Below are 16,069 nucleotides of genomic sequence, written 5' to 3'. Positions count from 1 at the left end.
TGCCAATACCCAAATAAAAATTCGCATTTGTTTTGTTATATCCTAAACTTATCCTAACTTTGCATTACCTGACATTAAACCTATGACCTTTGAGCAACAACCCAAACGAGGCAAGATGTAAGCATCACAAACAAAATGAAAACCTATCTAAATTTATTACACGATGGCAGAAGCATTAGAGGTTAAAGATCTCGAGGATGTAGTTGTAAGATTCTCGGGCGACTCGGGTGACGGCATGCAATTGGCCGGTAATGTTTTCTCAACCATATCTGCATCGGTTGGCAACGACATTTCCACATTCCCCGATTATCCCGCCGACATCCGTGCCCCGCAAGGGTCGCTCACGGGCGTTTCAGGCTACCAGGTGCATGTGGGCGAAAGCAAAGTCTACACCCCCGGCGACCAGTGCGACGTGCTGGTGGCAATGAATGCCGCCGCGCTGAAAACTCAGTTCAAGCATGTGAAACCACAGGGCATTATCATCATCGATACCAATGCCTTTGGTCCGGAAGACCTGAAACGTGCAGACTTCAAGACCGACGACTACCTGCGCGAACTGGGCATAGACCCCGATAGAGTGGTGGCCTGCCCCATCACACGCATGGTGAAGGCCTGCCTGGCCGAGACGGACATGGACATGAAGAGCAAGCTGAAGTGCCGCAACATGTTTGCCGTGGGACTGGTATGCTGGCTGTTCAACCGCGACCTGGAACTGGCCGAACAGTTTCTGCGCGATAAGTTTGCCCGAAAGCCGGCCATCGCCGAGGCCAACATCCAAGTGGTGATGGCCGGATACGACTATGGTGCCAACACCCACACAACGGTGCCAAACACCTACCGCATCGAGGCAAAACACAAAAAGCCCGGGCGCTATATGGACATCACGGGCAACAAAGCAACGGCTTATGGTCTGATGGCTGCCGCCGAACGTGCCGGCCTGAAACTTTTCCTGGGCTCCTACCCCATCACGCCGGCCTCAGACATTCTGCATGAGCTAGCCAAGCACAAGTCGCTGGGCGTTACCACCATGCAGTCTGAAGACGAGATCAGCGCCTGTGCAACGGCCATCGGCGCCTCGTTTGCGGGCGCACTGGGAGTCACTTCGACATCGGGACCTGGCATTTGTCTCAAGAGCGAGGCCATGAACCTGGCCGTGATCGACGAGCTTCCCTTGGTGGTCATCGACGTACAGCGTGGCGGACCGTCCACGGGCATGCCCACCAAGAGCGAACAGACCGACCTCCTGCAGGTGCTCTACGGTCGCAACGGTGAAAGCCCCATGCCGGTGATTGCACCCATCAGCCCGACCGACTGTTTCGAAGCAGCCTACATGGCAGCCAAGATTGCCCTGGAACATCTCACGCCCGTGGTGCTGCTCACCGATGCCTTTGTGGCCAACGGCTCGTCAGGATGGCGCTTGCCGGAAATAGACAAGCTGCCGGAGATTCAGCCACACTATGCACCGGACAGCCAGAAATACAAATACGTACCCTATAAACGCGACCCGGAAACACTGGTGCGCTATTGGGCCATTCCCGGCACGGAAGGTTACACCCACATTCTGGGTGGACTGGAGAAAGACGGTAAGACGGGAGCCATATCCAGCGACCCAGAGAACCACGACTTGATGGATCGCATGAGATACAACAAGATTGCAGCCATCCCGGTGCCCGACTTAGAGATTGAAGGCGACAAGGACGATGCCGAGTTGCTCATCGTGGGCTTCGGCTCGACCTACGGACATCTCTACTCCGCCATGCAGCAGCTGCGGAAGAAAGGCCACAAGGTGGCGCTGGCTCAGCTGAAATACATGAATCCGCTGCCCGACAACACGGCCGAAGAGCTGACAAAATATCCCTTGGTGGTGGTGGCTGAGCAGAACCTCGGACAACTGGCCGCCCTGTTGCGCATACGCATCAACGACTTCTCACCCTATCAATACAACCAGGTGAAGGGGCAACCCTTTGTCGTCAGCGAGCTGGTAGAGGCCTTCGAGACGCTCATCACCAACCCCAACGACAAAGCCATAGGCCGCACCTTTGATACCAAGATGCTGCAATAGCAGCGTCAGACCTGTCAAGGCCAAATTACAGAACCCAGATTAAAAGAAGACATCTTATGGAAGAAAATATTCAGACTGCAGCCCAGGAACAACCCGCCACGACTGTAAAATATACGGCAAACGACTTCAAGAAGGGACAGCCCAGATGGTGTCCCGGATGCGGTGACCACGCCTTCCTGAACAGCTTTCAGAAGGCCATGGCCGAGATCGGTGTGCCACCGTATGAGACGGTGGTCATCTCGGGCATCGGTTGCTCAAGTCGGTTGCCCTACTATGTGAATGCATACGCCATGCAGACCATACACGGGCGTGCCGCTGCCATTGCCACCGGGGCAAAGATCGCGAATCCAGAACTCACGATATGGCAGGTGAGCGGAGACGGAGACGCACTGGCCATCGGGGGAAACCACTTCATCCATGCCATGCGGAGGAACGTGAACCTGAACATGATTCTGCTGAACAACCGCATTTACGGCCTCACCAAGGGTCAGTATTCGCCCACCAGTCCGCGCGGATTCGTATCGAAGTCGAGCCCCTATGGCACCGTGGAAGACCCGTTCCGCCCAGCAGAACTGTGCTTTGGCGCACGCGGTAAATTCTTCGCACGCACCGTGGCCACCGACGGCTCACACACCATCCGCATGCTCAAGGCAGCCCACAATCACAAGGGAGCCGCTGTGTGCGAAATTCTGCAAAACTGCATCATCTTCAACAACGGCATCCATGAATCGGTCTACACCCAGGGAGGGCGCAAGAAAAATGCTATCTATCTGGAGCACGGCAAGCCGCTGGTCTTTGGCGAGAACAATGAGTTCGGACTTGTGCAAGAAGGGTTCGGCCTGAAAGTGGTGGAAATCGGCAAGAATGGCTACACCATCGACGACGTGCTTATCCACGATGCCCACTGCGAGGACGACACCCTACAGCTGAAACTCGCCATGATGGACACAGAAAAAGGATTCCCCGTGGCTCTCGGCGTCATTCGTGACGTGGAAGGCCCCTGCTATGATGAGGAAGTGAACAAGCAAATCGAAGAGGTGAAACAACAAAAGAAATATCACACCTTCGAGGAATTGCTCGAGACGAACGACATCTGGGAGGTAAAAGAATAAGACTCGCGGATTAGATTTTGCTGCCGTAGCACAGATCTCCGGCATCACCAAATCCCGGAACGATGTACTTGTTGGCATTCATTCCGGGATCAATGGCGGCACACCATATCGTGGTTTTGTCGTGGGGGAAGGTGTTCTTGATATGTTCTATGCCCTCGGGATTGGCTATGACGCAGCACACATGGACTTTCTTGGGAGTGCCCTTGGTGAGCAACGCCTTATAGCCCAACTCCATGCTGCCACCGGTTGCCAGCATGGGGTCGGCAATGATCAGCGTCTTGCCATCCAGTTCCGGAGTGGCCAGATATTCTACGTGAACCCCTACCTCGTGGTGCGCCTCGTCCTCATATTCCCGATAAGCCGAAACAAAAGCGTTGCCGGCGTGGTCGAACACATTGAGAAAACCCTGATGAAAGGGCAGCCCGGCACGAAATATCGTTGCCAGGACAATCTTGTCTGACGGCACGCTCACCTCCGATGTACCCAACGGCGTAGTGACTTCCTTGGTTTCATAACTCAACATTTTAGACACCTCGAAAGCCTCATACTCCCCTATACGCATGATGTTGTTGCGAAACAAAAGACGGTTTTTCTGGTACTCGGCATCGCGAATTTCTGCCATGTACTGGCCAATGATACTGTTACGATCAGACAGATTGATAATTTCCATAGATTTTGGGTTTATCTTTTGTATGGAAAGAGCATAAAAAAACAGCCCTCCCTAAAATTTGGATGCAAAGTTAGCAAAACGGATTTGCTTTTGCAAAGTCTAAATAGCAAATATCTTTCAACACGTTTTCTTTTTAACTTCTTTAACCTAAAAAGAGAAGAGTTAGGATAAAAATCACGCATAAACATTGTGTAGGTAAGCACTTTTTGTTAACTTTGCATGGAGTAAGTAGAAGATATTTATCACATTCATAACTTAAATACATTGAACGAAATGGCAAAGTTTGACAAATCCGTATTGGAAAAATACGGCATCACAGGTACTACAGAAGTAGTTTACAATCCCTCCTATGAGGTACTGTTCGAAGAAGAGACCAAAGAAGGCCTCGAAGGCTTCGAAGTTGGTCAGGAAACAGAACTTGGCGCAGTAAACGTAAAGACAGGCGTTTACACCGGTCGCTCTCCTAAGGATAAGTTCATCGTTGACGATGAGAATTCTCATGACACCGTTTGGTGGACATCAGACGAATACAAGAACGACAACAAGAAGGCTTCCAAGGAGGCTTGGGCTGCAGTAAACGAACTGGCTAAGAAAGAGCTTTCCAACAAGCGTCTGTTTGTTGTTGACGGCTTCTGCGGTGCCAACAAGGACACCCGCATGAAGATTCGCTTCATCGTGGAAGTAGCATGGCAGGCTCACTTCGTTACCAACATGTTCATCAAGCCTGTTAATCAGGAAGAACTCGATCAGGAGCCGGACTTCATTGTTTACAATGCTTCCAAGGCCAAGGTGGAGAACTACAAGGAACTCGGCCTGAACTCAGAGACAGCTGTTGTGTTCAACGTAACGACCAAGGAGCAGGTGATCATCAACACATGGTATGGTGGTGAAATGAAGAAGGGTATGTTCTCTATGATGAACTACTACCTGCCACTGAAGGGCATTGCCTCCATGCACTGCTCTGCCAACACCGACCTCAACGGTGAGAACACCGCCATCTTCTTCGGTCTCTCCGGCACCGGTAAGACCACATTGTCTACCGACCCGAAGCGTCTCCTCATTGGTGACGACGAGCACGGATGGGACGACAAGGGCGTGTTCAACTTTGAGGGTGGCTGCTACGCCAAGGTGATCAACCTCGACAAGGAGTCTGAGCCCGACATCTACAATGCCATCAAGCGCAACGCTCTCCTCGAGAACGTGACCGTAGATGCTAACGGCAAGATCGACTTCACCGATAACAGCACCACCGAGAACACTCGCGTGTCTTATCCGATCAACCACATCAAGAACATCGTTAAGCCGATCTCAGCAGGTCCCGCTGCCAAGCAGGTGATCTTCCTGAGCGCTGACGCATTCGGCGTGTTGCCTCCCGTATCTATCCTGAACTCAGAGCAGACCAAGTACTACTTCCTCTCTGGCTTCACCGCCAAGTTGGCAGGTACAGAGCGTGGCATCACCGAACCTACGCCTACTTTCTCGGCTTGCTTCGGTCAGGCATTCCTCGAGCTGCATCCTACAAAATATGCTGAGGAGCTCGTTAAGAAGATGGAGAAGAACGGTGCCAAGGCTTACTTGGTGAACACAGGTTGGAACGGTACCGGCAAGCGTATCTCGATCAAGGATACACGTGGTATTATCGACGCCATCCTGAATCACTCGATTGATTCTGCTCCTACCAAGACTATTCCTTACTTCAACTTCGTTGTTCCTACAAAGTTGGAAGGTGTAGACACCAACATTCTCGATCCACGCGACACATACGCTGACGCATCAGAGTGGGAAGAGAAAGCTAAGGACTTGGCCGGACGCTTCATCAAGAACTTCAAGAAGTATGAAGGCAATGAGGCAGGCAAGGCTCTCGTAGCTGCCGGTCCACAGCTGTAATCATTGCTCATTCTCTGCTTGTAAGGAGGTGCGCATCCGCACCTCTTCTACAAGACACAGAATCAGAATATATCACCCAAAAAGGCTTGTCTTCATCCGGAGGCAAGCCTTTTGGTTGATGTCTGTCAGGAGAGTAAAAAACACGGGCGCAAATCAAAAGAAGTATTAAAACCGTTAAAACTTGCAATAATATTTGGTGTGTCCGAACACAATGCGTATATTTGCATTGTCTTCGTGAGAAGATTCACATAAAGTTTCATTAGGTTAGTAGTTTGATAGATTTTTTAAGGTAAAGATTAGGATTATGTTATTAGATTTTGAATCACTCGTGATGTCTGTATAAAGTCTCACTTTGATGACTATTCTTAGTATTATTGCTTTGGTAATACCGACATCCGTTAACATTATTCTTACAAAAAAGCAGCGTGAGTGATCATACTGCTTTTTTGTTTTATAAAGACAATTAACGCTCAACTCATTTAACAAACGCAAAATACAGCGGCTATGTTCTTAATATTTGTTAAAAATTAGAGGGGGGGGGTAATTTTCTCTGTCAATTTCTAAATACTTTTGTAAAGTTTGCAAGACACAAGCATATTCGTAGCCCGTTTTCATGGTCTTGCACATGCCCGTATCTCGAATTCCTGGCAACACTCCCAAGTTGTTGCTACACCATACAAAAAATTATGAATGATAACACATTAACACTTTAAGAAGATGATAAGAAAACATCTACACACATTATTAATTACGTGCCTCGCTCTGCTGTCCTGCGTCACCGCCCAGGCTGGCCTCAACGAGTGGACAGTAAATCCGAAAAATTCGAAAGAATTGTTGTACACGTACAAGACAAAAACTTATGACTATGCCGGTTATAAAGTATACGGTGAAATTACATTTTCATTTGTCAACGAGCGTGTGAATCGTGTAGCTAACGACAACTGGAAAGATTTTCACATGCGCATAGGAACAGTTAAAGAGAATGGCGTAACTTATCAAACGTCTGGATATGTTAAAGTTGTAGGAACTGATGCCAATGGATTTTCTCATGATTTATCAAATTATTGTCACTTTCATTATTACAACTCAAATATTAATGAAAATAAGAAAGACTTGGTAGAATATAGTGATTTTCCAGTTTGGGGCTCAGCTTGGTGGGATATGGATGTGCAAAGTAGTATTAAATTGTTCTTCCATGACTACTATCATAATGTTCTTGAAACGGTACGAATCCCTCGCCCCATCGATACTGAAGTTAAATGCTACAGTACCACCGAAGGTTCATTGCTCACTGATCAAACACTATTAGTGCGTCACTATCGCACCAACCTTTTGAATCGCTATAATCAGTTTAATCAGCACATGAACAAAGGCGTGATGTATGTGAAGAACAATGGCGACGGTACATATCTTTTCGATCCTGTATGGGAGGAATTCAAGACCACTGACGCGTACAACAATCAATATGCCCGAAACAAATACAAACAAAACGCTTTAGGATGGACAGGACAAGTTGGTAGCGACAAGGTTGTAGTAGCTCCCAAAGGTACAGATGGAAAATATCGTCTTACCATCAATGCACTCTTGCCTATTGCTACAATCGAAGAACAAAAGGACGGTTTAGCCTATACACTGTTACAAGCCATTGTACGTGCACCAAAAGGTGCTAAAGTCAGAATGAGTGTCAAGGCTTGGGACTATGTAGATCGAGTGTACAAAATGGCTGAAACAGATGGTGCTGTTGTAGCAGGTGTTGGTATTGACGACACTCGCGATCTTACAAAAAATACTGCATACGGCACTGTTAATAAACATGGTCGCGTAGACTATCTAAAACGTGAGGCTAATGGTGGCTGGTTGAAATTGGAATTTCCAGTTAGACTGAAACAGGTTGAAAACAAACCAGGACAAGAAATGGAATCGAGAGGCTACATGATTCTCACTTCTGACCAGGAATTTGAGGTGAGCGACATTTTTATGCTGTGGCGTCCCAACCAGCCTGGATACTACCAAACATCTGCGAATTACAACCCCAATAAAATGGGTGATTACGATATGAATACATCCTACATTGACCTGACAGCAGAAAAAAAGTTCAGCCTCTTTGACCGAGGAGACAATCTCAATCGTGTGGTAAAGGTTAATGCAAACACTACCTTTGCACTTAAAGGGCACGAACACCCATGCAACGTCTTAGTAGAAGGGAAAAATATGCCGCTGCTTTATCTTACAGACCGTGGCGTGCTGACACACGACAACGGCTCATTCAAAGCAAACACTGGCGTATGGATAGACAAAAACAGAGACAAATATATGAAGAGCGGCTATACCTTTGGTGTAGACGAAGGCTTTACGGCTGATAAGGTATGGTTCGACCGCAACTTTGCTTATACGACAGATGCTAACGGCAAATCTCACAGCATGTCTACCATCTGCCTGCCATTCGCAATGAACGCAACAGAGCTGTCCAAGTTCAACGTATCAAAGGCTTACGAGTTCATGAAAGCCAAAGGCAACACGGCTACATTCCAGGAAGTGACATCAACCGAAGCTGACACTCCTTATTTGATAGAACCGAACGAAGCTATCACCACAGCCAACGAAACGCCTATCGAGTTTGTCAACAAGCAAATCCCTGCCAGCAACATTGCCACAGGCGACTTCATCGGAACCTACCAATATCGCAACTTACCAGCCAAAGACGGAGAATATACGAACTATATCTTCGGTTTCAATACACAGAAATTCAACTACGTGAAGTCTACCGGTGCTTCGTTTAAGCCTTTCCGCGCTTATCTCCGCTCTAAACAACAGGCCAACAAGGCCAAGAGCATTGTGTTGCAACTGTGGGACGGTTCGACAACTGATATCATGAACATTGACAACACAACAGCGCCATCGCCCAATGCACCGCTCTACACCATTGACGGGCGCATGGTTAGTCCCACGGGCAACTGTCAGAATCTGCCGAAGGGCATCTATATTCAGAACGGAAAGAAATTCGTAAAATAAGCACACATGATGAAGAAGATATATCAAAAACCACTTATCGCTATATGGAGTATTAACTCCGAAGATATTTTGCAAAAAATAGTGTCTGCGTCTAAAGAAGATGACGCTGCCGGTGCTAAGAAATTCGACATTGAAGAACCCGGCGATGAATGGAATGAACCTGTATGGTCAGATTCTGATTTCGAATAAAGCAAACAACCAAGGGCAACTTGTTGGCAGCAACAAGGCTCCTGACAATCAAGAATGGGTGGATCGGTTTTTCCGACTCCACCCATTCTTTTTTTTGTTGCCGTGCGTCCACACCCGACTGACCGCAACAAGTTCTGACAAACCTAAACAAACCTAAAAATACTCCTATAAATCAATATTTTGCATAATAAACAATTAAAATACATGATAAATTGAATTATTCTAAGTAAATTTGCAGCTAAATTCATTAAATAGCGCGCAATGATGAAGAAGCTTATGTCAGTAGTCATCATGGTTTCTGCCATGTGCCTACTTTCTTCTTGCTTGAAAGATAACAATGACGAGATAACCTATCACGACGACACTGCAGTGACGGGATTCTCGCTCGGCACCCTGAAACGCCACCTTCATACCACGGCCAAAGACGGAGTTACCGACAGTGTGTATACGGTTGCCTATAACGCCAAGGACTTTGCATTCAGCATCGACCAGACAAGAAAGCTGATCTATAATCCCGACTCCCTGCCCCAAGGCACGGATGCATCGAAGATAATGGCCTCGATCACGTCGAAAAACAGTGGTACGATTGTCCTGAACCTGAAAGACAGATCGGGCAGAGACAGCCTCTGCTACTATAATCCCAAGGACACGCTCGACTTCACCGAGCCCATGCGCTTACGCGTCTACAACATGCGCAAGACGGCCTATCGCGAGTACATCGTGAAGGTGAACATTCACCAGGAAACCGGAGATGAGATGACTTGGAAGCAGGGTAGCTTCGCAGAGCTTGCTGGCGTGGCCGAGCGCAAACTGATTGAGAACAACGGAACGATGTATCTCTTCGGCATGAAGGAGGGGAAGACCGTCGCCTTCAGGCAAGAGGGTGACAGCTTTAAGCCACTCGGCATCTCGTTTGGCTCCAAGGCCTACAAGAACGTGGTTGCCATGGAGGGTTGGCTGTATGTATTCGATGGAAAATCCGTGAAACGATCGGCAGACGGTCTTTCGTGGAAAGAAACCGGATCGCCAACTGGTCTGACCCAACTGGTGGGTGCAAGCAGCAACAAGCTCTATGCGCTGGCTGCGGGCGGACTCATGTCGTCGGCCGACAACGGTGCCACATGGAGCACCAATGCCTTGGACGACAACGCCGCCAACCTACCCACTGAAAACATTTGCTTCGTGTGCATTCCGGCCAAGACCAATGCCCAAACCAATAGCCTCATGATCATCGGAACCCGCGACGGGGAGACGAAGATATGGCGCAAGGTGGAGGAGAACGCAAGTGGATCGCAGGATCAGCCCTGGGCATTCTATTCCCCGGACGACTATAACAAGCACACCCTGCCGGCACTGACCAACCTACAGGTGATCAGCTACGACAATGCACTGCTGGCACTGGGCGGCGACTTGAGCACACTCTACAGCAGCAAAGACCAAGGGCTAACCTGGTTTGCAACCGACAGCTACAAGCTGCCAGCGAGCCTGCCCCGGCGGGAGACGCCCTTTAGCATGGTTTGCGGCAACAAAAACATGATATACATCACCCAGGCCAACGATGCCATCGTGAGAACAGGACGCATCGCCCGAATGGGATGGGCCAGGGAAGAAAGGACATTGACCGCATCAAGATGAAACAACTGGCCATCTTCATCATGCTGTTGGGTTCTGTCACTCAGCTGAGTGCACAGGACGACCCGGAGTATCGCATGGAGATTGGCGCAGGAGTGGGACTGAACGGGTATCTCGGAGACTTTAATGGTAACATGACCAAGAACCTCCAGCCCATGGTGTCCGTACTGGCAAGATATGTCTTCAACCCGTACATGGGGTTGCGCATGAATGTGAGCCGCGGTACGATGAAAGGTTCGTCGGCTGACGTGGAAACCCACTATCCCGACTATGCCAAGGCGCCCCACACATTTAACAACGCGCTCTATGACGCATGCCTGACCTACGAGTACAACTTCTGGCCATACGGCACAGGACGCGACTACCGGGGAGCCAAACGCCTTGTGCCGTTTGTGTTTGCAGGCATAGGCGGCACATACGCAGATACACCAGACAAGAGTGTACTGGCGTTTAACGTGCCATTGGGCATCGGCATGAAATACAAGGTGGGCGAACGCATGAACTTGGGGCTCGAATGGGCCATACACTTCGCCCAAACCGACAAGATAGACGGAGCAAAGGATCCCCTCTATGTGAAGAGCAGCGGACTGTTCAAGAACACCGACTGCTACTCGGCGCTACAGCTGACATTCACCTACAGCTTCATGGCCAAGTGCAAGACGTGTAACAAGGAATAAGAATATGGCAGAACCCGATATGACAAAGATACCCCGGCACATCGCCATCATTATGGATGGAAATGGCCGTTGGGCTGCCGAGCAAGGCAAGGAACGCAGCTTCGGCCACCAGGCCGGGGTGGACACGGTGCGCTGCATCACTTCTGAGTGCACGCGCCTGGGTGTGAAATTCCTCACGCTCTACACGTTTTCCACCGAGAATTGGAGTCGTCCGCAAGACGAGATCAGTGCGTTGATGGGACTCGTGCTGACATCCCTGGAAGACGAAATCTTCATGAAGAACAATGTCCGGTTCCGCGTCGTGGGCGAGATGGAACGCCTGCCCAAGGACGTTCAGGACAAACTGAAGGAGACTATGGACCATACGGCGAAAAACTCGGCCATGACTATGGTGGTGGCGCTGAGCTACAGCTCACGCTGGGAAATTACCAAGGCCACCCGAGAGATTGCCGAGGAGGTGAAGGCGGGCAAGCTGAGGCCAGAAGACATCAACGAGGACATCGTCAACGAACACATGGCAACCAACTTCATGCCCGACCCCGACCTGCTCATCCGAACCGGCGGGGATCTGCGCATATCCAACTATATGCTGTGGCAAATTGCATACTCCGAGCTCTATTTCTGCGACACCTATTGGCCTGCCTTCAGGGAAAAAGACCTGCACAGGGCCATTGTGAGCTACCAGAATCGCCAACGGCGTTTCGGCAAGACAGAAGAACAGGTGGAACAGGAGAGCGGGGTAAAGCAAGAAACGGAGAAAGAAAAAGAGTAATCAGGTAAAAAGGACGGGGATACAGACGGATTGAAACGGAGCGGGGCAACAGCCCACAGCCACCGTACAACAACAACCCTCCGACACCTAACACGATACAAAATGCACCATAATACGAACAAAATACTTGCAGTTCTCATGGCAACGGCTTGCCACATGGGGGCAGAGGCACAGGACAAGATTGTCTTTCCTGATATCACATACGCCGGAACACCGCGCGAAGTAGTCATCGGCGGATTCAACGTCAGCGGTATGGAAGGCTATGAAGACTATATGCTCACAAGTATTTCCGGACTGCAAAAAGGTCAGCGCATCACACTTCCCGGCAACGAGATCACCGAGGCGGTGAAACGATACTGGAAGCACGGCCTATTCTCTGATGTGAAGATTGCGGCAGACTCGCTGGTGGGCAATAAGGTATACTTGCACATTGCGCTGAAGCCCAGACCTCGCGTGTCGGAAATCAATTATATTGGCCTGAAGAAAAGCGAGAGGGAAGACATGGAGCAAAAGCTCGGCATGATCAAGGGCGGACAGATAACACCCAACATGATTGACCGCGCCAAAATCCTGGCCAAGAAGTATTTCGATGACAAGGGCTTCAAGAATGCCGATATAGACATACAGCAACGCGAAGACGTTACAGCCAAGAATCAGGTGATACTTGATGTCATCATCGACAAGAAACAGAAGATGAAGGTGCGCAAGATCACCATCGAGGGCAATGAGAAACTGAAAGACCACAAGATCAAGGGACGCCTTTTCAGCAAAGGAGCTTTTTCCAAGACCCACGAGGCCGGCAAGCTCTCTTCTTTCCTGAAGTCGAAAAAATTTACGCCGGAGCGTTGGAAGAAGGATAAGGAAAATCTGATCAACAAATATTATGAGCTTGGCTACCGCGATGCTGTGATACTGGAAGACAGCGTGTGGAACGTGGACGATAAGCACGTCAGCATCTATATCAAGGTAGACGAGGGACAAAAATACTACATCCGCAATATTCACTGGGTGGGAAACACGGTCTACAATTCCGACTATCTGGGCAAGGTGCTCGGTATGGAGAGTGGCGATGTGTATAACCAGAAGCTCATGGACAAGCGCCTCAAGGAAGACGAAGACGCCGTGGGCAACCTCTATTATAACAACGGATATGTATTCTCATACATCATACCAACCGAGATTAATATCGTAGGCGACTCGATAGACTTGGAGATGCGCGTGCAAGAAGGCCCGCAGGCTCACCTGAGTCACGTGCGAATCAATGGCAACGACCGCCTGTACGAGAACGTGGTGCGTCGGGAATTGCACACCAAGCCGGGCGACCTATTCTCCAAGGAGGCACTCATGCGTTCGGCTCGCGAGCTGGCATCGGTGGGACACTTCGACCCTGAAAAGGTTACCCCCGACGTTGTGCCCAACGGAGAAACCGGTACCGTGGACATCAACTGGAACCTCGAACAGAAGTCCAACGACCAGATTGAGTTCTCGCTGGGATGGGGTCAGACCGGTATCATAGGGCGAGTGGGACTCACACTCAACAACTTCTCCATGGCCAACTTGTTCAACAAGAACAAGGAGCACCGCGGCATCATGCCTATCGGCGACGGCGAAAAGCTGTCACTGGGCGTGCAGACCAACGGTACTTATTACCAAAGCTACAACGCCAGCTACTCCACCAATTGGTTTGGAGGAAAGCGCCCCATACAATTCTCGTTCGGTGTGTTCTATTCGAAGCAGACCGACATGGCGAGCAACTTTGCTAACTCTGCTTGGCGCAACAACTATATGTACAGTCTGATGGGGTCGAGCAGCTATAGTTACAACTACACCAACTACGAAAACTATTACGATCCGGACAAATACGTGAAACTTTTCGGTGCCAATTTAGGCTGGGGAAAGCGCCTTCGCTGGCCGGACGACTACTTCAATTTGTCGCTTCAGCTGTCGTTCACGCGCTATATGCTGAAGAACTGGAGATACTTCCCATTGACCACCGGAAACTCCAACAATCTGAACTTGGGCATCGCGCTCAACCGCGCATCCACCGACAACCAACTCTTCCCGCGTCGCGGATCGGACTTCTCCGTCAGCCTGACGCTCACGCCGCCATGGTCGAAATGGGATAAGAAGGACTATAAGAACCTTGCCACCAACCCCAATCTGCCCAGCTACGTGACAGAACAGCAAGAGAAATTCAAATGGATAGAATATCATAAGTGGAAGTTTAAGGCCCGCACCTTCACAGCACTCACCAGCGCCCAGAAATGTTTAGTGCTGATGACCCGTATCGAATTTGGTATTCTTGGTTCCTATAACAAGCATAAGAAGAGTCCGTTTGAGACGTTCTATATGGGTGGTGATGGCATGAGTGGATACTCCACAACCTATGCCACAGAGACGATTGGACTTCGAGGATACGAGAACGGCTCACTGACGCCTTGGAGATCTGAGGGCTATGCCTACGACCGATTCTCCCTGGAGCTTCGCTATCCGTTGATGCTCGGCAACACCACCATCTATGCCCTCTCCTTCTTAGAGGCAGGTAATGCATGGACAGATACCAATAAGTTTAATCCGTTCGACATGAAGCGCTCTGCCGGTGTCGGCGTGCGTATCTTCCTGCCGATGGTCGGACTCATGGGTATCGACTGGGCTTACGGCTTCGACAAGGTGTTTGGAACAAAGGGTGGAAGCCAATTCCACTTCGTGTTGGGCCAGGAGTTCTAAAGCCCTCGCCCACCACCCGATCTCTGAAGAAGGTGATATCACGCTACAAACAGCAAGTAACTTAATTGTAGTTTAGCCCGTCTTAACTATAGCATAGACTTTAAAAAAGGAATTAGTCATGAGAAAGATAATCAACAAAACGATGCGTAAGAGCATTCTGAAGGCCTGTTTGCTGCTTTCCCTTTTCGCGCTTTTACCCATCAAAGGCAGCGCACAGAAGTTCGCCCTCGTCGACATGGAGTATGTGCTGAAAAACATACCGGCCTACGAGCGTGCCAACGAACAGCTCAATCAGATCTCAAAGAAATGGCAGGCAGAGGTGGAGGCGCTCAACACAGAGGCCGGAACCCTGTACAAGAACTACCAAAACGAAGTGGTTTTCCTGTCTCAGGAACAAAAGAAAGCCAAGCAAGAGCTGATTATGAACAAAGAGAAGGAGGCCGCTGAACTCAAGAAAAAATATTTCGGACCGGAGGGAGAGCTGTTTAAGAAACGCGAGAGTTTGATGACTCCCATACACGAGGAAATCTACAACGCCGTCAAAGAGATTTCCGAACTGCGCGGCTACAGTTTGGTGCTCGATCGTGCTTCAGACACCGCCATCATCTTTGGCTCGCCCAAGGTAGACATTTCGAATGAGGTGCTCGAGAAGCTGGGCTATGGAAGATAAGATAAACGAAAAAAACACCAAGCCACGGAATATATAAATTAAAGATATAATTAATAATTAAACAATAGAAAACGAAATGAAAAAACTATTATTGATGGTGATGCTGATGGCTCCCTTGGCCACATTTGCACAGAAATTCGGCAAGGTTAACACACAGAACATCATGCAGTCACTGCCCGAGATTTCAAAAATAAACGGAGAACTCGAGGCCACATCCAAGCAGTACGAGAACGAACTGAAGAGCATGCAGGAGGAACTGCAACGCCAGAGCGAGGCCTACGACAAGGGCAAGAGCACCATGAACGCTACCGCACAGCAGGCTAAGGAGCAGGAATTGCAGCAGCTCTATCAGAAGATTCAGCAGACATTCCAGGACAACCAGCAGTCGCTGCAGAAGGCACAGCAAGAGAAGATGCAACCCGTCATCGCTAAAGTGCGCAATGCCATCGAAGCCGTTGGCAAGTCTGGCGGATACACTTACATCTTCGAAGAGGGTGTAGCCGTTTACACCGGTACAAACGTTGAAGATGTAACAGCCAAGGTTAAGGCTGAAATCAACAAGACAAAATAACCGTTCTGCCGAACGGACTGAAAGTCAAGGCAAGAGAAATATCAAGCAAGGTAGGTTCCCAGAAGCTCCGAGCTTAGTATTCCTCTTG

At 49.3% G+C, this 16,069-nt stretch carries 12 protein-coding genes; 11 read left to right on the top strand and 1 reads right to left on the bottom strand.

From position 1 onward, the window contains the following. Positions 1-163: 163 nt before the first annotated feature. The gene (locus HMPREF0645_RS09505; RefSeq protein WP_007174770.1) at positions 164-2,062 is read left to right on the top strand and encodes a 2-oxoacid:acceptor oxidoreductase subunit alpha; all 1,899 of its coding nucleotides are present in this window, start codon (positions 164-166) and stop codon (positions 2,060-2,062) included. 56 nt (positions 2,063-2,118) lie between these two features. After that, complete coding sequence (locus tag HMPREF0645_RS09500; protein ID WP_007174769.1) at positions 2,119-3,174, top strand: 2-oxoacid:ferredoxin oxidoreductase subunit beta; 1,056 nt, start codon at positions 2,119-2,121, stop codon at positions 3,172-3,174. 10 nt (positions 3,175-3,184) lie between these two features. Here the strand turns inward: HMPREF0645_RS09500 and upp are convergent, their stop codons facing one another. Beyond that, positions 3,185-3,844: a uracil phosphoribosyltransferase gene (gene upp, locus HMPREF0645_RS09495; protein WP_007174768.1), complete on the bottom strand. Its 660-nt coding sequence runs from the start codon at positions 3,842-3,844 to the stop codon at positions 3,185-3,187. Between the two features lie 273 nt (positions 3,845-4,117). On the opposite strand from upp, the gene pckA reads away from it, so the two are divergent. The 9 genes from pckA to HMPREF0645_RS09450 all read left to right on the top strand — a co-directional run bounded on the left by pckA (position 4,118) and on the right by HMPREF0645_RS09450 (position 15,981). Beyond that, positions 4,118-5,731 carry a phosphoenolpyruvate carboxykinase (ATP) gene (gene pckA, locus HMPREF0645_RS09490; RefSeq protein ID WP_007174767.1) on the top strand — a complete coding sequence of 538 codons (1,614 nt, stop codon included), beginning with the start codon at positions 4,118-4,120 and terminating at the stop codon, positions 5,729-5,731. Positions 5,732-6,448: 717 nt separating this feature from the next. Next, complete coding sequence (locus tag HMPREF0645_RS09485; protein ID WP_007174765.1) at positions 6,449-8,743, top strand: hypothetical protein; 2,295 nt, start codon at positions 6,449-6,451, stop codon at positions 8,741-8,743. 6 nt (positions 8,744-8,749) lie between these two features. After that, positions 8,750-8,932: a hypothetical protein gene (locus HMPREF0645_RS09480; protein WP_007174764.1), complete on the top strand. Its 183-nt coding sequence runs from the start codon at positions 8,750-8,752 to the stop codon at positions 8,930-8,932. Positions 8,933-9,193: 261 nt separating this feature from the next. After that, a complete protein-coding gene (locus HMPREF0645_RS09475; protein ID WP_007174762.1) occupies positions 9,194-10,567 on the top strand; it encodes a DUF6242 domain-containing protein in 1,374 nt (457 codons plus the stop codon). Beyond that, a complete protein-coding gene (gene porG / locus HMPREF0645_RS09470) occupies positions 10,564-11,241 on the top strand; it encodes a type IX secretion system protein PorG (protein WP_007174761.1) in 678 nt (225 codons plus the stop codon). Before HMPREF0645_RS09475 ends, porG begins: the two co-directional genes overlap by 4 nt. Positions 11,242-11,245: 4 nt before the next feature. Further along, positions 11,246-12,013, top strand: coding sequence for an isoprenyl transferase (locus HMPREF0645_RS09465; RefSeq protein ID WP_007174760.1), 768 nt, complete (start codon positions 11,246-11,248; stop codon positions 12,011-12,013). A 102-nt stretch (positions 12,014-12,115) separates the two neighbouring features. Continuing rightward, positions 12,116-14,740, top strand: coding sequence for a BamA/OMP85 family outer membrane protein (locus HMPREF0645_RS09460; protein ID WP_007174759.1), 2,625 nt, complete (start codon positions 12,116-12,118; stop codon positions 14,738-14,740). A 142-nt stretch (positions 14,741-14,882) separates the two neighbouring features. Next, positions 14,883-15,410 carry an OmpH/Skp family outer membrane protein gene (locus tag HMPREF0645_RS09455; protein ID WP_044123554.1) on the top strand — a complete coding sequence of 176 codons (528 nt, stop codon included), beginning with the start codon at positions 14,883-14,885 and terminating at the stop codon, positions 15,408-15,410. A 76-nt stretch (positions 15,411-15,486) separates the two neighbouring features. Continuing rightward, positions 15,487-15,981 (top strand): OmpH/Skp family outer membrane protein, encoded by a 495-nt coding sequence (locus tag HMPREF0645_RS09450; RefSeq protein ID WP_007174757.1) that lies wholly within the window; start codon positions 15,487-15,489, stop codon positions 15,979-15,981. Positions 15,982-16,069 lie beyond the last annotated feature (88 nt).

The sequence above is a fragment of the Hallella bergensis DSM 17361 genome (assembly GCF_000160535.1).
Taxonomy (GTDB): Bacteria; Bacteroidota; Bacteroidia; order Bacteroidales; family Bacteroidaceae; genus Prevotella; species Prevotella bergensis.
This window is presented reverse-complemented; position numbering and strand designations above follow the sequence as displayed.